The organism is Myxococcota bacterium, assembly GCA_041389495.1.
Taxonomy (GTDB): domain Bacteria; phylum Myxococcota_A; class UBA9160; order UBA9160; family UBA4427; genus JAWKRT01.
On the sequence record JAWKRT010000005.1, the window covers coordinates 66,408 to 88,487 of the forward strand.

Genomic DNA, 22,080 nt, shown 5'->3' on the forward strand with positions numbered 1-22,080 from the left:
CATGGAAGAGGGGACGACATGGGCCGAGTGATCGGTATCGACCTGGGGACGACGAACTCGGTCGTCGCGGTGATGGAGAACGGCCAGCCGGTCGTGATCCCGAACACCGGCGGCTACAAGACGACGCCGTCGATGTTCGCGATCTCGCAGGACGGCAAGCGCCTGGTCGGACACCTCGCCAAGCGCCAGGCGATCACCAACGCGCAGAACACCGTGTTCGCGTCGAAGCGCCTGATCGGCCGCCGCTTCGAGGCGCCCGAAGTCCAGAAGATGATCGACCTCTCGCCGTACGAGATCGTCGAGGGGCCGAACGGCGACCCGCGCATCAAGGTCGGGGCGAAGACGTTCACGTGCCCGGAGATCTCCGCGATCATCCTGCGCGAGATGAAGCGCGTCGCCGAGGAGTACCTCGGCGAGCCGGTCTCGGAGGCGGTCATCACCGTCCCCGCCTACTTCAACGACACCCAGCGCCAGTGCACGAAGGACGCCGGCAAGATCGCCGGCCTCGAGGTACTGCGCATCATCAACGAGCCGACGGCGGCCGCGCTCGCGTACGGAATCGGCCGCCAGGGCGAGGAGAAGATCGCGGTCTACGACCTCGGCGGAGGCACGTTCGACATCTCGATCCTCGAGATGTCCGACGGCGTGGTCGAGGTGCTGGCGACGTCGGGCAACACCTTCCTCGGCGGCGAGGACTTCGACCGTCGCATCGTCGCCCACCTCGTCGAGTGGTTCCAGAACGAGCAGCACATCGACCTGCGCCAGGACACGATGGCGCTGCAGCGGCTCAAGGACGCGGCGGAGAAGGCGAAGTGCGACCTCTCCTCGCGCGAGGCGACGGAGATCAACCTCCCGTTCATCGCGACCGACGCCGACGGCCCGCGTCACCTGAACTACGAGCTCACGCGGCAGCAGCTCGAGCAGCTCGTCGGCGGCATCGTCAACTCGACGCTCAAGAGCGTCGAGCAGTGCGTGAACGACGCCGGCCTGTCGCCCGGCGACATCGACCAGATCGTGCTCGTCGGCGGACAGTCGCGGATGCCGCTCGTGCAGCAGGCCGCGACGGAGTTCTTCGGGAAGCGCCCCCACAAGGGCGTGAATCCGGACGAGGTGGTCGCGCTCGGTGCGGCGATCCAGGCCTCGTCGCTCGTCGACGCCGACTCCAACATGCTCCTGCTCGACGTGACGCCGCTGTCGCTCGGCATCGGCACCTACGGCGGCCACTTCGCCCGCCTGATCGAGCGCAACACCACCGTTCCCGTCAGCAAGAGCCACATCTTCACGACGACGCGCGACAACCAGTCGGCGGTGAAGATCCGCGTGCTGCAGGGCGAGAGCGACACGGCGGCGGAGAACGACCTGCTCGGCGAGTTCGTGCTCTCGGGCATCCGGCCGGCACCGAAGGGCGAGCCCGAGATCGACGTGCACTTCGACATCGACGCGAACGGCATCGTGAGCGTCTCCGCGCGCGATCTCGCGACGGGCAAGGAGCAGTCGATCACGGTCAACGCGACGGGCACGCTCTCCGAGGACGAGATCAACCAGATCATCGAAGAGAACGAGCTCTACGAAGTGACGCTCAAGGGCTGAGGCGATCGACGAGATGGCTGCGAATCGCGACGAGATCGATCGCCTCCTGCGCGAAGGGCTCGACCTCTACGGCAACGACGACGTCGATGGCGCGGTGCACGCGTGGAAGCGCGTGCTCGAGCTCGACGCCGGCAACGCGGACGCGCGCGACTACATCGAGGCCGCGGGCGCGGAGCCCGCGCGCGGTGCCGCCGACACGGCGCACGACCGCCGCGATGCGACGCTGCTCGAGGAAGCGCTCGCGCTGGCCGCCGGCGGCGGGCTCGCGGACGCGCACGCGCTGCTCGAGGGGGGCCTGCGCGCCGACGACCTCGACCTCGAGTCGCTCGCCGTGCTCGAGCTCGTCCGCGCGCGCCTCCTGCCCGCCTATCGCGATCGCTTCGCGACCGGCGGCGCTCCGCGGCTCGCCGTGCCCGCGGGCGACCTCGCCCGCTATCACCTCCCCGCGCAGGCCGCCTTCCTCGTCTCCCTCTGCGACGGGCGCACGCCGCTCGACGACCTGGCGGAGGCGGCGGGGATGGACGAGTTCGACGTGCTCCACAACCTCGGTGGCCTCGTCGACTCGGGCCTCGTGAGCATCGCGTCGTGAACGCCGCCGGTGCCTCGCTGCTCGATTTCCTCGACGAGCCCGTGCTCGTCGGCGACCCCGAAGGCCGCGTGATCTACGCGAACCCGGCGTTCGAGGAGTCGTTCGAGTTCGGTCCCTCCGCGCGCGGCATGAGCTTCGCGCAGCTGTTCGAGGGGGGCGGTCGCGAGGCCTTCCTGCAGGCCGTCGCGCAGGTGTGCGAGACGGGTGAGACCGTGCGCTTCCGGCTGCGGGAGGAAGGGCGGGGCTACATCGGCGTCGCCTCGCCGATCGAGGCGGAGACCGACCGCGTCGGCGTCATCATCGCGCTGTCCGACGAGCCGTTCTCGCTGCAGCGCCTGCTCGGGCTGCAGCGCGACATCGACGAGCCGCTCGCCGAGGCCGTCGGCGCGCTCGAGGAGCTGCGCGAGCGCATCGGCGGCCCGGGGTCGCGCCACGTCCGCGAGGCGATCGAGGGGGCGCTCCGCTCGGCCGAACGCGCGCGCAAGGCGGCGGTCGACCTCCGCGCGCTGCTCACGGCGCAGAACGCACCGGCCACGAAGGGGCAGCGCGTCGACGCGACGCGCGCCGTGCGATCCGTGGCGAATCGCGCGCGCGGCGAGTGTGCGCGCGCGGGCGTCGAGCTCGACCTGCTCGCGCCGCGCTCGCTGCCGCCCGTCGAGGGCGATGCGCGCCATCTCGAGACGGTGCTGCTGCGCATGGTCCGCGATCGCGTCGCACAGTGCGACGCGGGCGAGCGCATCGTGCTGTCGCTGCGCGCCGCGCGCGTCCAGGGCGAGGAGTGTGCGGTCGTCGCGCTGATCGCGCCGAGCCTGCCCGAGACCGGCCCCGGCCTTCGCCGCGTGCGCGACTCGATCGCCGCCCTCGGTGGCTTCCGGCACGCCTGCGTCCAGTCCGCATCCGGTCGCGCGACCGTGATCCCGCTGCCGTTCGCGGAGGAGGACGAGGACGCGCGTCGCGCGTCGGCTCGTTAGTCGGCCTCGGCGAGGAAGCGCAGCAGGTAGGGGAGCGAGATCCGCATCGCGTCGACGTCGGGCGCGATCCGGCCTCCGAGCGCGAACAGATACGAGAGCGTCTTCGCGTAGAGCAGCAGGTCGTTCGGCAGGCGCAGCCCCGGCGTCTCGCCGAGCAGGCGCTTCGCCTCGTCCTTGAGCCCGAGCACCTGACCGCCCGAGAGCGCGAGCGCGCCACCCTGCTCGCGCAGCCGCTCGAACATCGCGGAGACGGCGCGCTCGACGCCGGGGCGCGCGCCGTCGGCGATCATCCCCATCTCGTCCATCCGCGACACCACCCCTTCGACGTCGCGCGCGATCACGGCGTGCAGCGCGCCGCGGAGCGCGCGGCGCAGCTCGGGTGCGAGCCGCCGCGACAGGCCGAAGTCGAGGAACAAGACTCGCGGCGCTTCCGCGGCGCCCGGCTCGTCGACGACGAACAGGTTCCCCGGGTGCGGGTCGGCGTGGAACAGGCCGTCGCGGAACACCATGCGCGCGTACGCGCGCACGAGCGTCTCCACGACGCGTTCGGGTGCGATGCCGCGCGCGCGCAGCGCGCCGCCGTCGCGCAGGTCGATGCGCGGGTGGTGCGTCATCGTGAGCACGCGCCGCGTCGAGTGCGAGGGCACGGCGCGCGGGACCACGATGCGGTCGAGCTCGGCGAGGTTCGCGGCGATCTCGGCGGCGACGCGCGCCTCGCGCTCGAAGTCGAGCTCCTCGCGCAGGCCCGCGGCGAACTCCTCGAGGAGCGGCTCGACGGCGTCGCGACGGTTTCGCGCGACGCGCCTCAGTGCGAAGCGCAGCAGCCGCAGGTCGCTCGGCAGCGCGGCCTCGATCCACGGGTACTGCACCTTCACCGCGACGTCCGTGCCGTCGTGGAGCCGCGCGCGGTGCACCTGAGCGATCGACGCGGCGCCGATCGGCGCGGGGTCGAACGTCGCGAACGACCGCGCGATCGGTGCGCCGAGCTGCTCCTCGACGAACCGCTCGACGACGCGGAACGGGAGCGGCGGCACGCGCTCCTGCAGCACGTCGAGCTCGGCGAGCGCGGCCGCGGGCAGCACGTCGTGGCGCAGCGACGCGAACTGGCCGGCCTTCGCGAACGCGCCCTTGAGCGCGCCCGCAGTGCGGGCGAGCCGACGCGCGCTCGCGACGAGGGCGCGTTCGCGCGCCGCGCGGCCGCCGCCGCGCGCGGCGAGGCGCCGGACACCGATCGCCACCGCGCACCAGGCGAGGCGCGCGGCCGCCTCGACGCCGCTCGCGCGCAGCCGCTCGCGCGCGCCGCGGGGCGTGCGCGAGCGCTCGATCGCCGTCGTCGTCGTGACCATCGGTCAGCTCCGCCGCGCGCTCGCGCGCCCGGTTCCGCGTCCGCGAACCGTCGACACTGCGCGAGGTTGGCCGCGAGACTGCTGCTTGACACTGTCCGAGCGCGCCGTTTAGATAGCTCGACCGATCGCGCGGCGGGCCCGGCCGTCGCCGCTGCCGCGAGCCGCACGGCTCCGGCGCTCACCGCACCGAGGGGTACCGCATGTCCCGCGCCCACTGGCTCGCGTCGGCCGTCCTCGCATCGCTCGCGACGTTCGGCTGCCACGAGGTGCACCTCGACTTCGACGTTCCGTCGGGCGACATCGAGGTGCTCGACAACCTGTTCTCGGTGTCGGCGCCCGACGCCGACCACGCCGTCGCCGTGGGCTACTACGGCGCCGCCTACTGGACGGACGACGGCGGCACGTCCTGGCACCTCGGCAACACGGGCACGCAGGCGCTCCTCTACAGCGTGTCGATGGCGGACGCGCAGCGCGGGTGGGCCGTCGGCCAGCGCGGGCTCATCCTCCGCACCGAGGACGGCGGGAAGTCGTGGGTGCAGCAGCCCAACCTGAAGGAGAAGGAAGGCTCCCACCTGTTCTCGATCGCCGCGATCGACGCGAACACCGCGGTCGCGGTCGGCGAGTGGGGCACGCGCATCCGCACCGTCGACGGCGGCGCCTCGTGGCAGGACCGCAGCTTCACGATCACCGAGGACCACCCGCAGTACGTGTGGCTCGCACCGGTCGAGAAGGAGCGCGTGCGCAACGGCGAGACCGTCTACGAGGACGTCGGGCTCAACGACGTCACGTGCCTGCGCGCTCCGTCGCAGGCGTGCTGGTTGATCGGGGAGTTCGGATACATCTTCTTCTCGACCGACGCCGGCGACACCTGGCAGCGGTCCGAGATCGCGGGCTCCGTCGAGATGGAGCCCGTGCGACTGTCGTTCAACGAGATCCGAGTCGCACCCGACGAGGCCGAACGCATCCGCGAGTTCGGGCGGTCGATCGTCGACTCGAAGCACCTCAACGTCGCGATCGAAGCGGTGGGCTCGAAGGAGGAGATGGACCGCCTCGGCCGACAGGCCGACGACGTCTTCCCGCTGTTCGAGATGCTCGAGGCGCGCGCCCGCGAGGTGATCGCGATCCTCGAGGACACGGACGTCGACTCCGATCGGCTCCGCATGCGCGGCCAGCCGCCGTGGGACTTCGAGGACTTCCTCGACGACGACCCGGGCTTCCTCGACCGCTACCTCGAGCGCGAGACGTGGGCGTACCCCGGCGTCAAGGTCCGCGTCATCCAGAACCCCTATCTGTTCACGGTGCGGTTCCGCGACGAGCAGCACGGCCTCATCTCGGGCCTCGGCGGCGTCGTCCTGCGCAGCGACGACGGGGGCCGCTCGTTCGAGTACGTGCGGATCGACCGGCAGCAGGCGCTGTTCGCGGTCGCGGCCGTCGAAGGCCGTGCGGTCGCCGTCGGCGAGAAGGGGCTCGTGCGCGTCTCGAGTGACGACGGGGCCAGCTGGCACGAGATGCCGGAGGGCACCTTCCCGAACGTCTTCACCTTCATGCGCGACGTCGAGTTCGCGCCGGACGGGACCCTCGGCCTGATCGTCGGGCAGACGGGGCGCATCTATCGCAGCCGCGACGCCGGCTTCCGCTGGGAGCTGGTGATGGGGCCGAGCGTGCTCCGGGGCGAGTCCGAGGACACGGGCGCCTGACGCCGCGCCCGGCCGGCCGAGCCGGGCGCGCTCTCGCGGACGCCGAGCGCCTCAAGGGCGTCCCCGCCGGTGCCGATGCGCCCGCAGCGACTCCGCGCGCCCGGATCGCGTGCGGAGTCGCGCCCCTCTCGACTTCCGGAGGAGCGCGGCAGGCGATGGCTTCGGTGGACCAGAGCGAACCGGTGCGCGCACCGGGGCCTGCGGGCGCGCCGCGCGCCGCGGCCATCGCTCTCGTCTCCGCCGACCCCGCCGTCGTCCGCGATGCCGAGGCGGCTCTCGCGCCCCTCGGCGACGTCGTCGCGACCGACGTCCCTCCGCCTGCCTCCGCGCTCCGCGCTCGCGATCTCGTCGTCGTCGACCTGGCGAGCGTCGCCTCGCCCGAGGAGGCCGCCGCGTCCGTGGCCCGACTCCTCGGTGCGACGGCGGCCGGCGCCATTCTCGCGCTCTGCCGGTCCGAGGCCGTCGCGGCCGCGCTCCAGGCCGGCGCGGCCGACGCCGTGCCGGCGCCGTTCTCCGCCCTCGAGCTCCGCTCCCGCGCCGCCCTCGCGCTCGAGCGGGCGCGCGCGAGCGCCGAGCGAGAGCGCCTCGCGGCGACCGTGCGCGCGCTCGAGGCATGCCGGGCGCTCGCGCCGTGCCTCGAGCCGGGCGAGGTGTACCCCGTCGCGCTCGATCTCGTGCTCGGTGCCGTCGGCGCGTCGCGCGGGTTCGCGCTCTTCCGCCGCCTGTCCGCGCCGCAGGGCGACGGCATCGCGTTCCGCGGCTTCCGCGAGGCGGAGGCGCGCGCGCTGCGCGTCGAGCTCGTGGAGTGCAAGCGCGTCGATCTCGCGCTCTTCCAGGACGTGCGCGCGAGCCGCCAGGGGCCCGCGCTCGAGGCGCTGCGCGCGGCGGGCGCCGACGCGCGCTCGCTCGTCGCGGTGCCGGTGCGCGGAGCGGAGCGCGAGGAGGGCGTGATCTGGATCGCGGACGACGCGGTCGAGCTCGGCGCGGCCGAGCTGCGGCTCGTCGAGACGATCCGTCAGCACGCCGAGGCCGCGCTGCGCAATGCGGAACGCTATGCGAACGCGAAGGAGAGGGCGTTCGTCGACGACGTCACCGAGGTGTACAACGCGCGCTACCTGATGTCGGCGGCCGACAACGAGATCCGCCGCGCCGAGCGCTACGGCAACTCGCTCTCCGTGGTGTTCCTCGACCTCGACCGCTTCAAGCTCGTCAACGACAGCCACGGCCATCTCGTCGGGTCGCAGACGCTGCGCAACCTGTCGAAGCTCCTGCTCGGCGAGATCCGCCAGGTCGACACGCTCGCGCGCTACGGCGGCGACGAGTTCACGATCCTGCTCGCGGACACGTCGCACGAGGCGGCGCTCATCGTCGCCGAGCGCATCCGCCGCCGCGTCGAGGAGCACCTGTTCGAGTGTCCGGGCGCCGCACCGCTGCGGCTCACCATCAGCGCCGGCGTCGCGAGCTTCCCCGAGCACGGGCGCTCGCGCGTCGAGCTGCTCGAGGCCGCGGACAAGGCGATGTACCGGGCCAAGTCGCTCGGCCGCAACCGCACCTGCTCGGCCCACGAGCTCGCCGGAGCCGAAGCCGTCGAGGGCGCCGCGCGGAGTGTTTGACCCGCGCGCGGCCGTGGGCTACCCAGCCGCGCGGTCCGGGCCCGCACTCGCGGGCCCTTCCCCGATGCTCGGCAGCCACCCGCTCCACTCCCGCGTCCGCGACGGGCGAGGGGAGCGGCCGGGAGCGGACGCGCTGCCGGCGGAGCACTTGGCTTGGGCGCGAAGCTCGACGGCATGACCGGTCTGCGCCGCACGCACGCCTGCGGCGCACTGCGCACGGACGCGATCGGCACCGAGGTCGTCGTCGCCGGCTGGGTCCACCGTCGCCGCGACCACGGCGGTCTCATCTTCGTCGACCTGCGCGACCGCGAAGGGCTCGTGCAGGTCGTCTTCCGCCCCGAGCAGGCGCCCGAGGTCCACGCGCGCGCACACGACTTGCGATCCGAGTGGGTCGTCGCCGTGCGCGGGACGGTCGAGCGCCGCAGCGCCGAGACGGTGAATGCCGACCTCGCGACGGGCGAGGTCGAGATCGCCGCGTCCGAGCTGCGCGTGCTGAACACGGCCACGCCGCCGCCGTTCCCGATCGAGGACGACGCGGAGATCGCCGAGAACACGCGGCTCGAGCACCGGCTCCACGACCTGCGCCGCCCGGTGATGCAGCGCAACATGCGCGTGCGCCACGAGCTCGCGCAGGCCGCGCGGCGCACGCTCAGCGCGCTCGGCTTCCTCGAGATCGAGACGCCGATGCTCGCGCGCTCGACGCCCGAGGGCGCGCGCGACGTGCTCGTGCCGAGCCGCCTCCAGCCCGGCGAGTTCTACGCGCTCCCGCAGTCGCCGCAGCTGATGAAGCAGATGTTCATGATCGCGGGCTTCGACCGCTACTTCCAGATCGCGCGCTGCTTCCGCGACGAGGACGGCCGCGCGGATCGCCAGCTCGAGTTCACGCAGATCGACCTCGAGCTGTCGTTCTGCGACGTCGAGGAAGTGCTCGCGGTGCTCGAGGAAGTGACCGCCGAGTGCGCGCGCAGCGCGGCGGGCGTCGAGCTCGCGCGCCCGTTCCGCCGCATCTCGTATCGCGAGGCGATGGATCGCTTCGGCATCGATCGGCCCGACACGCGCATCCGCCTCGAGCTCGTCGACCTGACGGACGTGTTCGCGACGAGCGAGTTCCGCGCGTTCCGCGGCGCCGTCGACGCGGGCGGCATCGTGAAGTGCCTGCCGATCGCCGACGCGGGCGACGCGCTGTCGCGCAGCGAGATCGACCGTCTCGAGTCGTTCGTCAGGAAGGAGCTCGGCGCGAAGGGACTCGGCTGGATCCGCATCCAGCCCGACGGCACCTGGCAGTCGCCGATCGCGAAGTTCCTCTCCGACGACGACAAGGCGCGCATCACCGAGCGCACCGGCGCCAAGCCCGGCCACGTGCTCTTCTTCCAGGCCGACGCGGCGGACAAGGCGAACGCCATCCTCGCGCGGCTGCGCGTCGACCTCGGCCAGCGGCTCGGCCGCGTCGAGGATCGGCCGTGGGACGTGCTGATCGTCGTCGACTTCCCGGTCTTCGAGCGCGACGAGAAGGGCGCGCTCACGTACGTGCACCAGCCGTTCGTCGCACCCGTCGACGAGGACGTTCCGCTCCTGTGGCAGGAGCCCGAACGCGTGCGCGGCACGCACTACGACGTCGTCCTGAACGGCGTCGAGCTCGGCTCCGGCAGCCTGCGCAATCACCGCAGCGACGTGCAGCGGCGCATCCTCGAGGTGATGGGCTACTCGCCGGCCGAGATGGAGGAGCGCTTCGGCTTCCTGCTGCGCGCGCTCGACGCCGGCGCGCCCCCGCACGGCGGCTTCGCCTTCGGCTTCGACCGCTTCGCCATGGTGCTGTGCGGCGCCGACAACCTGCGCGACGTGCTGGCCTTCCCGAAGACGCAGCGGGGCCAGGACCTCCTGATGCAGAGCCCGTCGCCGGTCGCGCGCGAGCAGCTCGACGAGCTGTCGCTGCGCGTCGTCGCACGGCCGAAGGCCTAGGGAGCGGCGCGCCGCGGCGCCTCGGCCGGCGCCCGCACACCCGCTCCGGCGTACGCTCCAGAACGGCGTTCCGCGGGCTCCTCCGGCCCCGTCTTCTGCATGGCGTCGGCCGCGTGAATCGCGTATCTACTGCGCCGCCATGACCACCACCGGAACCAAGATCACGCTGGATGCGAGCGGAGTCCTCTCCGTTCCGAACGACCCCATCATCCCGTTCATCGAGGGCGACGGCACCGGGCCCGACATCTGGGCCGCCTCCGTGCGCGTCTTCGATGCCGCGGTCGCGAAGGCCTACGGCGGCGAGCGCAAGATCGTCTGGAAGGAAGTGCTCGCCGGCGAGAAGGCGTTCAACCAGACGAAGAGCTGGCTGCCCGACGACACGCTCGACGCGTTCCGCGAATACCTCGTCGGCATCAAGGGGCCGCTCACGACGCCGGTCGGCGGCGGCATCCGCAGCCTCAACGTCGCGCTGCGACAGATCCTCGACCTCTACGTCTGCCTGCGCCCGGTGAAGTGGTACCCGGGTGTCCCGTCGCCCGTCCGCAGCCCGCAGGACGTCGACATGGTGATCTTCCGCGAGAACACCGAGGACATCTACGCCGGCGTCGAGTGGGAGGCCGGCACGCCCGAGGTCAAGAAGGTCCTCGACTTCCTCCAGACGCAGATGGGCGTGAACAAGATCCGCTTCCCCGGCTCGTCGGGCATCGGCATCAAGCCCGTGTCGAAGGAGGGCACGTACCGCCTCGTGCGCGCCGCCGTTCGTTATGCGGTCGAGAAGAAGCGCGCGAGCGTCACGCTCGTCCACAAGGGCAACATCATGAAGTTCACCGAGGGCGCCTTCCGCGACTGGGGATACCAGCTCGTGAAGGAGGAGTTCGCGGGGAAGGCCGTCGGCTGGGACGACTGCGGCGGCAACCCGCCGGCGGGCCAGGTGCTGATCAAGGACTCGATCGCGGACATCACGCTGCAGCAGGTGCTGACGCGCGCGAACGAGTTCGACGTGATCGCGACGATGAACCTGAACGGCGACTACCTGTCCGACGCGCTCGCGGCGCAGGTGGGCGGCATCGGCATCGCGCCCGGCGCGAACATCAACTACGACACGGGCCACGGCATCTTCGAGGCGACGCACGGGACGGCGCCCAAGTACGCCGGCCAGGACAAGGTGAACCCGAGCTCGGTGATCCTCTCGGGCGTGATGATGCTCGAGCACCTCGGCTGGAACGAGGCCGCGGACCTCATCGAGAAGGGCATCACGAAGTCGATCGCGAACAAGACCGTGACCTACGACTTCGAGCGCCTCATGGACGGCGCCACGAAGCTCAAGTGCTCGGAGTTCGGCGACGCGATCATCTCGAACATGGGCTGAGGCGCGGCCCCGCGCGGCGCGCCGCAGCCGGACGCACGAACGCACGAACGCACGAACGCACGAACGGAACGCACGGGACGGAGACTGGAAGGATGGCTCGACCGAAGATCGCTCTGATCGGGGGTGGCAACATCGGCGGCGTGCTCGCCGAGCAGATCGCGTACCGCGAGCTCGGCGACGTCGTGATCTTCGACGTCGTCGAGGGCCTGCCGCAAGGCAAGGCGCTCGACATGGCCGAGGGCGCGCCGCTCGTCGGCTCCGACGCGCACATCAGCGGCGCCAACTCCTACGAGGGCATCGCCGGCGCGGACCTCGTGATCATCACCGCCGGCCTCGCGCGCAAGCCCGGCATGTCGCGCGACGACCTGCTCGCCACCAACCTCAAGATCATGACGCAGGTCGCGGAAGGCGTGCGCACGCACGCGCCGAACGCCTACGTCATCGTCGTCAGCAACCCGCTCGACGCGATGGTCTACACGTTCAAGGAGAAGTCGGGCTTCCCGAAGAACCGCGTCGTCGGCATGGCGGGCGTGCTCGACTCGACGCGCTTCCGCAGCTTCGTCGCGTGGGAGCTCGGCGTGTCGGTCGAGGACGTGACGGCGCTCGTGCTCGGCGGCCACGGCGACACCATGGTGCCGCTCGTGCGCTACTGCACGGTGGCCGGCATTCCCGTCGAGAAGCTGCTCGCGAAGGAGAAGATCGACGCGATCGTCGAGCGCACGAAGGGCGCGGGCGGCGAGGTCGTGGCGCTCCTCAAGACGGGCTCGGCGTTCGTCTCGCCGGCGCTCTCCGCCATCGAGATGGCCGAGTCGATCCTCAAGGACAAGAAGCGCGTGCTCGCGTGCGCGTGCCTGTGCGAGGGCGAGTACGGCGTCGACGGGCTCTACGTCGGCGTGCCGTGCGTGCTCGGCGCGAACGGCGTCGAGCGCATCATCGAGGTCGAGCTGAACGGCGAGGAGCAGAAGCTCTTCGACGCCTCCGTCCACCACGTGAAGACGCTCGTCGACCAGATCCAGCTCTGAGCGGGGCCGGCCCGCACCCCGCCGACGGGGCTCGCCCGTCGGCTCCCCGCCTCTCGCGGAGGCCACTCCCGCGCGCGCCGCGCGCGAACGAGGATGCGCGATGAACGTTCACGAGTACCAGGCGAAGCAGCTGTTTCGCGACTTCGGCGTGGCCGTGCCCGAGGGCGGGCTCGCGGAGACGCCGGCCGAGGCGGAGGCCGTCGCGAAGCGCCTCGGCACGGGTGTCGTCGTCGTGAAGGCGCAGATCCACGCGGGCGGTCGCGGCAAGGGTGGCGGCGTCAAGCTCGCGAAGTCGCCCGGCGAGGCGAAGCAGCACGCGAGCGAGATCCTCGGCATGCAGCTCGTCACGCACCAGACGGGGCCCGAGGGCAAGCTCGTCCGCAAGGTCTACGTCGAAGCGGGCAGCGACATCGCGCGCGAGCTCTACCTCGCGATCACGCTCGACCGCGCCACCGAGGACTTCGCGATCATCGCGTCGACCGAGGGCGGCATGGACATCGAGGAGGTCGCCGCGAAGACGCCCGACAAGATCCAGACCGTCTTCGTCCACCCGAACGTCGGGCTGCGCCCGTGGCAGGCGCGCCAGATCGGCTTCGGCCTCGGGCTCGACAAGGACCAGGTCGCGAAGTTCGAGGCGTTCCTCGGCGCGCTCTGGAGCCTGTACGTCGAGAAGGACTGCTCGCTCGTCGAGATCAACCCGCTCGTGGTGACGAAGCAGGGCGACCTGTTCGCGCTCGACGGCAAGCTCAACTTCGACGACAACGCGCTCTATCGCCACCCGGACGTCGCCGCGATGCGCGACCCCGAGGAGGAGGATCCGCGCGAACGCGAGGCCAACGAGATCGACCTCTCCTACGTCGGCCTCGACGGCAACATCGGCTGCATGGTGAACGGCGCCGGCCTCGCGATGGCGACGCTCGACATGATCCACCACTGCGGCGGCCGGCCGGCGAACTTCCTCGACGCGGGCGGCGGCGCGGACAAGGAGAAGGTGAAGCAGGCCTTCAGCCTCATCCTGCGCGACGCCAACGTGAAGGCGATCCTCGTCAACATCTTCGGCGGCATCGTGCGCTGCGACCTGATCGCCGAGGGCGTCGTCGCGGCCGCGAAGGAGCTCGGCCTCCAGGTGCCCCTCGTCGTCCGGCTGCAGGGAACGATGGCGCAGGAGGGCCGCGCCATCCTCGCCGACTCCGGGCTCGACATCACTCCTGCGGAGACGCTCGCGGAGGCCGGCGAGAAGGCCGTGGCCGCCGCCAAGGGCGCGAGGTAGCTGGCCATGGCGATCCTGTGCGACAAGAACACGAAGCTCCTCGTCCAGGGCATGGGCAAGATGGGGCAGTTCCACGCGAAGCTGTCGATCGAGTACGGCACGAACGTCGTCGGCGGCGTGCACCCCGGGCGCGGTGGCTCGACCATCGAGGGCATCCCGGTGTTCGACACCGTGAAGGAGGCGGTCGAGAAGACGGGCGCGAACGCGTCCGAGATCTTCGTGCCCGCGTCCGGCGCCGCGGATTCGGTCGCCGAGGCGGCCGCCGCGGGGCTCGACCTCGTCGTCTGCATCACCGAGCACATCCCGGCGATCGACATGGCGAAGACGAAGGCCGCGCTGCGCGGCACGAAGGTGCGCGTCGTCGGTCCGAACTGCCCGGGGCTCGTGACGCCCGGCCAGTGCCGCATCGGCATCATGCCGGCGCAGATCACGCGCCCGGGCCCCGTCGGTGTCGTGTCGCGCTCGGGGACGCTGACCTACGAAGCGGTCGACCAGCTCTCGCGCCTCGGCATCGGCCAGAGCACGTGCGTCGGGATCGGCGGCGATCCGATCATCGGCAGCACGTTCGTCGACGTCCTCGCGCAGTTCGAAGAGGACCCCGACACGAAGGCCGTCATCATGATCGGCGAGATCGGCGGCAGCGCCGAGGAGACGGCGGCCGCGTTCATCCGCGACCACATGACGAAGCCCGTCGCGGCGTTCATCGCGGGCCAGAACGCGCCGCCCGGCAAGCGCATGGGCCACGCTGGCGCGATCATCGCGGGCGGCAAGGGCAAGGCCGCCGACAAGATGGCCGCGCTCGAGGCGTGCGGCATCGCGGTCGCGAAGGCGCCGAGCGAGATGGGCTCGACGCTCGCGAAGCACGCGGCGAAGGTGCTCTAGGCGGCGCGCGCCTCGCGCGCGCCGTTCCCGTTTCTACAATCGCGCTCCACAGGACGCGCGCGTCGCGCATCGCCGCGCGCTGCGTCGCGCCACGCTCCGCGCCTCGCCGCGCGCGCGGCGGCACGCCCTTTGCTCTTCCTCGTCGGGTCGACGACCGGCCTCGAGGGAGGGCTCGCACCATGACCATCTCCGCGGCGCTCGCGCTGCTCGGCGGGCTCGCGCTCGTCTTCGTCGGACGTCCGCTGCTGGGCGCCGCGGCCGCGTGCGCCGCGATGCTCGCGGCGTGGGCGGTGTCGGGCCCCGCGTCGTGGGCCGCGTTCGGCGCGGTCGCGCTCGTCTTCGCAGCGCTCGTCGTCACCTTCGCGATCCCGCCGCTGCGCCGCCGTCTCGTCACCCGTCACGTCCTGCCGCGACTCGCGCGCATGCTGCCGCGGCTCGGCGAGACGGAGCGCACCGCGCTCGAGGCCGGCGGCGTCGGATGGGACGGCGAGCTCTTCTCGGGCGCGCCCGACTGGAAGCGGCTGCTCGCCGAGGAGCGCGGCGAGCTCGGCGCGCGCGAGCAGGCGTTCCTCGACGGGCCGGTCGAGGCGCTCTGCGCGCGGCTCGACGAGTGGGACGTCACGCAGTCCGGCGACCTCCCCGACGACGTCTGGCAGCGTCTGCGCGACGAGCGCTTCTTCGGCCTCGTGATCCCCGAGCGCTACGGCGGCCTCGGCTTCTCGGCGCGCGGCCATGCCGCGGTGGTCGAGAAGCTCGCCAGTCGCAGCGTGACGGCGGCCGTCACCGCGATGGTCCCGAACTCGCTCGGCCCCGCCGAGCTCCTGCTCGCCTACGGAACCGAGGAGCAGCGCGAGCACTGGCTGCCGCGGCTCGCGCGCGGCGAGGAGATCCCGTGCTTCGCGCTGACGGGCCCCGAGGCCGGGAGCGACGCGGCCGCGACGCAGAGCGAGGGCGTCGTGTGCCGCGGCAAGTGGCGCTCGGACGAGGTGCTCGGGATCCGACTTCGCTGGAGCAAGCGCTACATCACGCTCGCGCCGGTCGCGACGCTGATCGGTCTCGCGTTCCGCCTGCGCGACCCCGACCACCTGATCGGCGAGCGCGAAGACCTCGGCATCACGTGCGCGCTCGTGCCCGCCGACCTGCCGGGCATCGAGATCGGCGACCGCCACGACCCCAACGGCGTGCCGTTCCAGAACGGGCCCATCGAGGGCGACGACGTCTTCGTCCCGATCGACGCGATCATCGGCGGTGTCGAGGGCGCGGGGCGCGGCTGGAAGATGCTGATGGAGTGCCTCGCGGCCGGGCGCGCCATCTCGCTCCCGTCGGTCTCGGTCGCGGGCGCGAAGCTCGCCGCGCGCGTCACGAGCGCCTACGCGATGGTGCGCGAGCAGTTCGACACGCCGATCGGACGCTTCGAGGGTGTGGAGGAGCCGCTCGCGCGCATCGCCGGCCTCACCTACGCGACGACCGCGGCGCGCAGCCTCGCGCTCGAGGGCGTCGACGCCGGCGAGAAGCCCGCCGTCCCGTCGGCGATCGTGAAGTGCTACTGCACGGAGAGCCTGCGCCGCATCGCCAACGACGCGATGGACATCCGCGCCGGCGCCGCGATCATGCGCGGCCCGCGCAACGTGCTCGGCCGCCTCTACGCGACGGTGCCCATCGCCATCACGGTCGAGGGCGCGAACATCCTCACGCGCTCGATGATCATCTACGGCCAGGGCGCGATCCGCTCGCATCCCTTCGTGCTCGCCGAGATGAGCGCGTCGCGCGACGGCGACCTCGCGGCCTTCGACCGCGCGTTCTTCGGACACGTCGGCTTCGTCGCGACGACGGCGCTGCGCGCCTTCGCGCTCGGACTCACGGGCGGCCGCCTGCAGCGCGGGCACTCGCCGCACCCGCTCGTGCGGCGCGGCTGCCGGCGCCTCGGACGCGCGAGCGCCGCGTTCGCGCTCGTGTCCGACCTGTCGATGGCGAGCCTCGGCGGCGAGCTCAAGCGCCGCGAGAAGCTGACGGGACGCCTCGCCGACGCGCTCGCGTGGCTCTACATCGGGTCGGCCGTCGTGCAGCGCTTCGCGCAGGACGGCGCGAAGGAGCGCGACCGCGCGCTGGCGCGCTGGGCGCTCGACCACGCGCTCTCCGAAGTCGACGCCGCGCTCGACGGCGTGCTGCGCAACCTGCCGTCGCGCGCACTCGCGCGCGCGGCGCGCGTCCTCGTCTTCCCGCTCGGTCGGCGCGAGCGCGGCCCCGACGACGCCGCGGGCACCGCGTGCGCGCGCGCGCTGCTCGACGACCCCGACGCGCGCGAGCACCTCACCGCCGGCATCCATCTCCCGCGCGGCGACGAGCCCGGGCTCGGCCGGCTCGAGAGCGCGCTGCGGGACGCGCGCGCCGCGCTCGCCGTCGAGGCCAAGCTGCGGCGCGCGGTCGCGGAGGGCCGCATCGAGCACGCGCCGGGGCGCGAGCTCGCCGAGCGCGCGCGCGCTGCGGGATGCATCGGCGACGACGAGCTCGCCGCGCTCACCGCGGCCGACCGCGCGCGCGACGAGGCGATTCGCGTGGATGCGTTCGCGCCGGGGGCCTACGCGGAGCTGCGGCGATGAGACCGGACGGCGCGCGGCCGCGGCGCGGGGCCGAGGGGCCGCGGGCGCCGGCGTCCGCGCGCGCGCCGCTGCGCTTCGCACGCCGGCCGGCGCGCGCCGGGCTGCTCGTCGAGGGCGAGAACTGCTGGCGCATCGCGCGCGCGCGCCGCCTGCGCTTCCTCGTCGACGGCGAGGAGACGTTCGCGGCGATCGCCGACGCGCTCGAGCGCGCGCGCCATCAGATCTGGCTCGTCGGATGGGACTTCCACAGCGAGGTCGAGCTGCGGCGCGGCGCGCCGCGCGCCGACGAGCCCGGCGAGTGGCCGACGGAGCTCGTCGCGCTGCTCGACGCGCTCGTGCGCGCGCGGCCCTCGCTGCGCGCGAACGTCCTCGCGTGGGACTTCGCCGCCCTCTACTCGCTCGAGCGCGAGTTCCTGCCCCTGCTCCGCTTCGGCGCGCGCACGCACCGGCGCGTGCGCTTCGCGATGGACGGCGCGCATCCGGCCGCGGCGAGCCACCACCAGAAGCTCGTCGTCGTCGACGATTCGATCGCGTTCGTCGGTGGGCTCGATCTGACCGCGCACCGCTGGGACACGCGCGCGCACGCCGCGGACGAGCCGCGGCGCACGACGCCGTCCGGCGCGCCGTACGGCCCGTTCCACGACGTGCAGGTGGCCGTCGACGGCGAGGCTGCGCGCGCCGTCGGCGCCCTCGCGCGCGAGCGCTGGCGGCGCGCGACGGGCGAGCGCCTGCAGCCGCCGCTCGTGCGCGGCGACGCCTGGCCGCCGCGCCTCGAGCCGAGCGCGCGCGGCGTGCGGGTCGGCATCGCGCGCACGGTCGCGAGCCACGCCGGCGCGCCGGAGGTGCGCGAGGTCGAGGCGCTCTACCGCGATGCGATCCGCTCGGCGCGCCGCTGGATCTACGTCGAGAACCAGTACCTGACGTCGTCGCGCATCGCGGGCTGGCTCGCGGAACGGCTCGAGGAGGCCGGCGGGCCGGAGGTCGTCGTCGTCGGCCCGCGCGCCAACGAGGGCTGGCTCGAGGAAGGAACGATGGGAACGCTGCGCGACGCCGTCGTGCGGCGGCTGCGCGCGGCCGACGCGAGCGGGCGCCGGCTGCGCGTGCTCTACCCCGCGCGCGCGGATCTGCCGTCCGGTGTCGGGATCAACGTGCACGCGAAGGTGCTCGTCGTCGACGACGAGCTCGCGCGCGTCGGGTCGGCGAACCTGTCGAACCGCTCGATGGGTCTCGACACGGAGTGCGACGTCGCGCTCGTCGCGCAGGGCGCCGACCGCACGCGCGCCGCGATCGCGCGCTTCCGCAACGACCTCCTGGCCGAGCACCTGGGCGTCGCGCGCGCGCGCGTCGCGGAGGCGCTCGACGTCACGCACTCGCTCGTGCGCACGATCGACGCGCTCGGCGCGGAGGGGGACGAGGCGCGCCAGCTGCGCCCGATCGAGGTCGAGACCGGGCCCGACGGAGCGGCGCTCGTGGATGCGATCGGCGCGGTCGACCCCGAGCACCCCGCGCCGCTCGAGGAGCTCGTCGAGCGCTTCGAGCAGGAGGCGATGCCGGCACCGCTCGCGACCGGGCCGTCGCCGCGCCGCCGCCTCGCCGGCCTGTTCGCAGTGCTCGCGGTCGTCGCCGTCGCGGCGCTGCTGTGGACGGCGACGCCGCTCGGCGATCGCATCGACGCCGCGCGGGTCGCCGGCGCCGTCGAGGCGCTCCGCCACTCGCCCGCGGGCCTGGTCGGCGTCGTCGCGCTGTTCGTCGTCGCGAGCCTGCTGCTCGTCCCGGTCACGCTGACGACGGCGGCGACGGGAGCCGCGCTCGGGCCCTGGCTCGGGGCGGCCGTCTCGTGGGTGGGCGTCGTGCTGGCCGCGATCGCCGGCCACGCGATCGGGCGCCGGCTGTGGCGCGAGACGGTGCGCCGCGTCGCGGGCGCGCGCGCGAACGCGCTGAACGAGCGCCTCGCGCGGCGCGGCGTGCTCGCGACGGTGATGGTGCGGATCGTCCCGATCGCGCCCTTCGCGGTGTTGAACCTCGTCGCCGGGGCGAGCCGCGTGACGCTGCGCGATTTCGCGCTCGGCACGGCGATCGGCACGCTGCCGGGATCGCTCGTGCTCGCCTTCGGCGGCGATCGCCTGCGCGCGGCGCTGGTCGCGCCGAGCGCGGCCAACGTCGCGCTCGCGCTGCTCGCGCTCGCCGCCGTCGTGGGCGCGGCCTTCGCCGCGCGCCGCATCCACGCCCGTTCGAGGGGCTCGACGGGCCGTGGCGCGCCGAGCCCCTGAGGCCGGCGCGACGCCGCACGTGCACGGGCCGCGCGCGGCCCGCGACGAGAGGAGGACCGACATGTCGCGACCGCGATTTCCCGACGATGCGCGCCCCGTGCGCCGTGGCCTCACGCTCTTCCGCATCGCGGGGACGGAGGTCCGCATCGACGTCAGCTGGGCGATCCTGTTCGCCCTGGTGCTGGTGAGCCTCGGCGCAGGGTTCCTTCCCTCGATGCATCCCGGCGCGTCGACGCCGGCGGTCTGGGCGGCGGCCGTCGTCGCGACGGTCGGCTTCTTCGCATCGATCGTCGCGCACGAGCTCGCGCACACGCTCGTCGCGAAGCGCGCGGGCATCGAGGTCCCGTCGATCACGCTCTTCCTGTTCGGCGGCGTCTCGCAGATCGCCGACGAGCCGCGCGACGCGCGCACCGAGCTGCGCGTCGCGGTCGTCGGCCCGCTCGCGAGCTTCGCGCTCGCGGCGGCGTTCGCGTCGCTCCACGCGGCGATGGCGGGCCTCGCCACGCCCCTCGCGGCGGGCGTGACGCTCTATCTCGCGTGGATCAACACGGCGCTCGGCGTGTTCAACCTGCTGCCCGGGCTTCCGCTCGACGGCGGGCGCATCCTGCGCGCGCTGGCGTGGTGGCGGACGGGGTCGCTGCGCCGCTCGACGCGCGTGGCCTCGAGCGCCGGCAAGGGCATCGCGGTCGGGCTCATGGTGCTCGGCGGGCTCGAGATCTTCTCGGGCGCGCTCGTCGGCGGGCTCTGGCTGATCCTGATCGGGCTCTTCCTGCGCGGAACGGCCGAGGCCGGCTACCAGAACCTCGTGCTCGTGCAGTCGCTCGCGGACGTGAGCGTCGGCGACGTCGCGATCGCCGACCCGGTCGGCGTCGCGCCGCAGCTGTCGCTCGACGACCTCGCCGAGCACTACTTCCTGCGCCACGGCTACCGCGCCTACCCGGTGCTCGACGGCGAGACGCCCGTCGGCATCGTGGCGGTGACCGCGCTGCGCGATCTCGATCGCGAGGAGCGCGCCGCGATGACGGTCAAGGATCGCATGACGCCGATCGACGACGCGCTCTGCATCGGACCGCAGGCGCCGCTGACCGATGCACTGAAGCAGCTCGCGCGCACGCGCAGCGGACGCCTGCTCGTCGTGCACGACGATCGCCTGGTCGGCCTGCTCACCAAGGATGCGGTCGCGCGCTTCCTCGAGATCCGCCGCGTGCTCGAGCCCGCCCGCGGAGAAGACGCGGGCGCGCGCGCGTGAGGGCGGTCTGGGGGCGCCCTCGCGCGCGCGCGCGTCGGCGAACGCGGCGCCGCCGATACAATGCGGGCGTGGGCGGACCCTTCGACACCGGCAGCCCCGGACCGCGCCTCCCGATCGCCGTCGCGGTCGTGGCGTGCGCGGTCTCGATCTGGATGTGGGACGGGCTGCGGACGAGCCGCCGCGAGCGCGTGCTCGCGACGACGAGCTCGATCGCCGCCGATCTCGACGACAGCGTCGTGCGCGACGTCGTCGCGGCGCGCTCCGTCCTCGCGTCGTTCGCGGCGCGCTGGGAGCGCGCGGGCGCGCGCGATCCCGACACCTGGCGCCGCGAGGCCGACACGCTCGTCGCGATGATCGACGGGCTCGACGCCATCGAGTGGCGCAGCGGCGACGCGCCCGACCGCGCCGCGACGAGCGACGAGAGCGTCGCGACCTACGAGATGCGCATTCCCGTAGAGCCCGGCGGTGGCGCGGCGTCGCCCGCGCCGCCGCTCGCGCTCGTCGCGCGCTTCGGCGTCGAGCGGCAGCTCGACTCGATCCTCGGCGAGCGCGCGCGCGGCTACGCGATCGACGTGCGGCGGGCGGGGCGGCGCGTCTTCGCGCGCGACCTCGAGGACGTCGGCGACGCCGCGGGCTGGTGGCACGCGACGACGACGATCCGCGTTCCCGACGCGGGCGCGTGGGAGCTCGAGCTGCGGCCGACGCGCGCGCTCGCGCGCACGACGCTCTGGCCCTATCCCGAGTACCTGCTCGGCGCGAGCATCGCGCTCTCCCTCGTGCTCGCCGTGCTCCTCCACGAGTGGCGGCGCGCGCGCCACCAGACGCGCGTCCTCGCCGCGAGCAACCGCCTCCTCGAGGACGAGCAGCGCGCGCTCGAGCGGCTCAACGTCGAGCTCGAGTCGCGCGTCGCCGAGCGGACCGAGGATCTCGAGGACGCGATCGAGGAGCTCCAGGCGTTCAACCACTCGGTCTCGCACGACCTGCGCTCGCCCCTCGGCGCGATCCTCAACTTCGCGGCGATCCTCGAGGAGGACTACGCGAGCCGGGCGCTCGACGACGACGGCCTCGCGCTGATCGGCCGCGTGCGGCGCAGCGCGCTGCGCGGCGTCGACCTGCTCGACGGGCTGCTGCACCTGTCGCGCGCGGGGCGCGCCGAGCTCGCGCACGACCGCGTGGACATGACCGCGCTCGCGCGCGACGCGTTCGCGCAGGCGCGCGCCGCCGAGCTCGACCACGGCGACGCCGAGCTCGTGCTCGAGCCGCTCCCGCCGGCGCGCGGCGACCGGCGACTGATCGGCGACGTGCTCGCCAACCTGTTCTCGAACGCGCTCAAGTACTCGCGCGGGAACGACAAGAGGCGCGTCGAGGTGCGCGGATGGCGCGACGGCGGCGAGCTCCACTACGAGGTGGCCGACAACGGTCGCGGCTTCGACATGCGCTATGCGGGCAAGCTATTCGGCCTGTTCGAGCGACTCCACGCGGACGACGAGGTCGAGGGCACGGGCGTCGGCCTCGCGACCGTCGCGCGCATCGTGCGGCGCCACCGCGGACGCGTGTGGGCGCGCGGCGAGATGGGTCGCGGCGCCGTGTTCGGGTTCGCGCTTCCCGAGCTCGGCGCGCCGGCCTCGGGCGCGGCATCGGAGACGGAATGAC

Annotated in this window: 14 protein-coding genes and 1 pseudogene; 14 read left to right on the plus strand and 1 reads right to left on the minus strand. The window is 73.2% G+C overall.

Annotated elements, in window-relative coordinates; translation table 11 throughout:
• Positions 1 to 18 precede the first annotated feature (18 nt).
• From dnaK to R3E88_20160, 3 genes and pseudogenes are all read left to right on the plus strand, one after another.
• Positions 19 to 1,569 (plus strand): annotated as a pseudogene (dnaK, locus tag R3E88_20150) (molecular chaperone DnaK).
• 34 nt (positions 1,570 to 1,603) lie between these two features.
• Complete coding sequence (locus R3E88_20155) at positions 1,604 to 2,179, plus strand: hypothetical protein (GenBank protein MEZ4218795.1); 576 nt, start codon at positions 1,604 to 1,606, stop codon at positions 2,177 to 2,179.
• A complete protein-coding gene (locus R3E88_20160; protein ID MEZ4218796.1) occupies positions 2,176 to 3,150 on the plus strand; it encodes a PAS domain-containing protein in 975 nt (324 codons plus the stop codon). The genes R3E88_20155 and R3E88_20160 overlap by 4 nt, the downstream gene beginning before the upstream one ends.
• Here the strand turns inward: R3E88_20160 and R3E88_20165 are convergent.
• Complete coding sequence (locus tag R3E88_20165; protein MEZ4218797.1) at positions 3,147 to 4,496, minus strand: AarF/UbiB family protein; 1,350 nt, start codon at positions 4,494 to 4,496, stop codon at positions 3,147 to 3,149. The two genes, R3E88_20160 and R3E88_20165, sit on opposite strands and share 4 nt — an antisense overlap.
• A gap of 200 nt (positions 4,497 to 4,696) precedes the next feature.
• On the opposite strand from R3E88_20165, the gene R3E88_20170 reads away from it, so the two are divergent.
• The 11 genes from R3E88_20170 to R3E88_20220 all read left to right on the plus strand — a co-directional run bounded on the left by R3E88_20170 (position 4,697) and on the right by R3E88_20220 (position 22,079).
• A complete protein-coding gene (locus R3E88_20170) occupies positions 4,697 to 6,193 on the plus strand; it encodes a YCF48-related protein (protein MEZ4218798.1) in 1,497 nt (498 codons plus the stop codon).
• Positions 6,194 to 6,591: 398 nt separating this feature from the next.
• On the plus strand, positions 6,592 to 7,806 hold the full coding sequence (locus tag R3E88_20175; GenBank protein ID MEZ4218799.1) for a GGDEF domain-containing protein: 1,215 nt from the start codon (positions 6,592 to 6,594) through the stop codon (positions 7,804 to 7,806).
• Positions 7,807 to 7,959: 153 nt separating this feature from the next.
• Positions 7,960 to 9,765, plus strand: coding sequence for an aspartate--tRNA ligase (aspS, locus tag R3E88_20180; GenBank protein ID MEZ4218800.1), 1,806 nt, complete (start codon positions 7,960 to 7,962; stop codon positions 9,763 to 9,765).
• A gap of 139 nt (positions 9,766 to 9,904) precedes the next feature.
• Entirely contained in the window at positions 9,905 to 11,134 is a 1,230-nt protein-coding gene (gene icd, locus R3E88_20185) for an NADP-dependent isocitrate dehydrogenase (protein MEZ4218801.1), read from the plus strand.
• A 92-nt stretch (positions 11,135 to 11,226) separates the two neighbouring features.
• Positions 11,227 to 12,156 carry a malate dehydrogenase gene (gene mdh / locus R3E88_20190; protein MEZ4218802.1) on the plus strand — a complete coding sequence of 310 codons (930 nt, stop codon included), beginning with the start codon at positions 11,227 to 11,229 and terminating at the stop codon, positions 12,154 to 12,156.
• Positions 12,157 to 12,256: 100 nt separating this feature from the next.
• Positions 12,257 to 13,426, plus strand: a complete 1,170-nt coding sequence (gene sucC / locus R3E88_20195; protein MEZ4218803.1) for an ADP-forming succinate--CoA ligase subunit beta — start codon at positions 12,257 to 12,259, stop codon at positions 13,424 to 13,426.
• A 6-nt stretch (positions 13,427 to 13,432) separates the two neighbouring features.
• On the plus strand, positions 13,433 to 14,308 hold the full coding sequence (gene sucD, locus R3E88_20200; GenBank protein MEZ4218804.1) for a succinate--CoA ligase subunit alpha: 876 nt from the start codon (positions 13,433 to 13,435) through the stop codon (positions 14,306 to 14,308).
• A gap of 179 nt (positions 14,309 to 14,487) precedes the next feature.
• Positions 14,488 to 16,908, plus strand: a complete 2,421-nt coding sequence (locus R3E88_20205) for an acyl-CoA dehydrogenase (GenBank protein ID MEZ4218805.1) — start codon at positions 14,488 to 14,490, stop codon at positions 16,906 to 16,908.
• Positions 16,905 to 19,178, plus strand: coding sequence for a VTT domain-containing protein (locus tag R3E88_20210; protein ID MEZ4218806.1), 2,274 nt, complete (start codon positions 16,905 to 16,907; stop codon positions 19,176 to 19,178). The genes R3E88_20205 and R3E88_20210 overlap by 4 nt, the downstream gene beginning before the upstream one ends.
• A gap of 61 nt (positions 19,179 to 19,239) precedes the next feature.
• On the plus strand, positions 19,240 to 20,427 hold the full coding sequence (locus R3E88_20215) for a site-2 protease family protein (GenBank protein ID MEZ4218807.1): 1,188 nt from the start codon (positions 19,240 to 19,242) through the stop codon (positions 20,425 to 20,427).
• A 68-nt stretch (positions 20,428 to 20,495) separates the two neighbouring features.
• Positions 20,496 to 22,079, plus strand: a complete 1,584-nt coding sequence (locus R3E88_20220) for an ATP-binding protein (GenBank protein ID MEZ4218808.1) — start codon at positions 20,496 to 20,498, stop codon at positions 22,077 to 22,079.
• Position 22,080 lies beyond the last annotated feature (1 nt).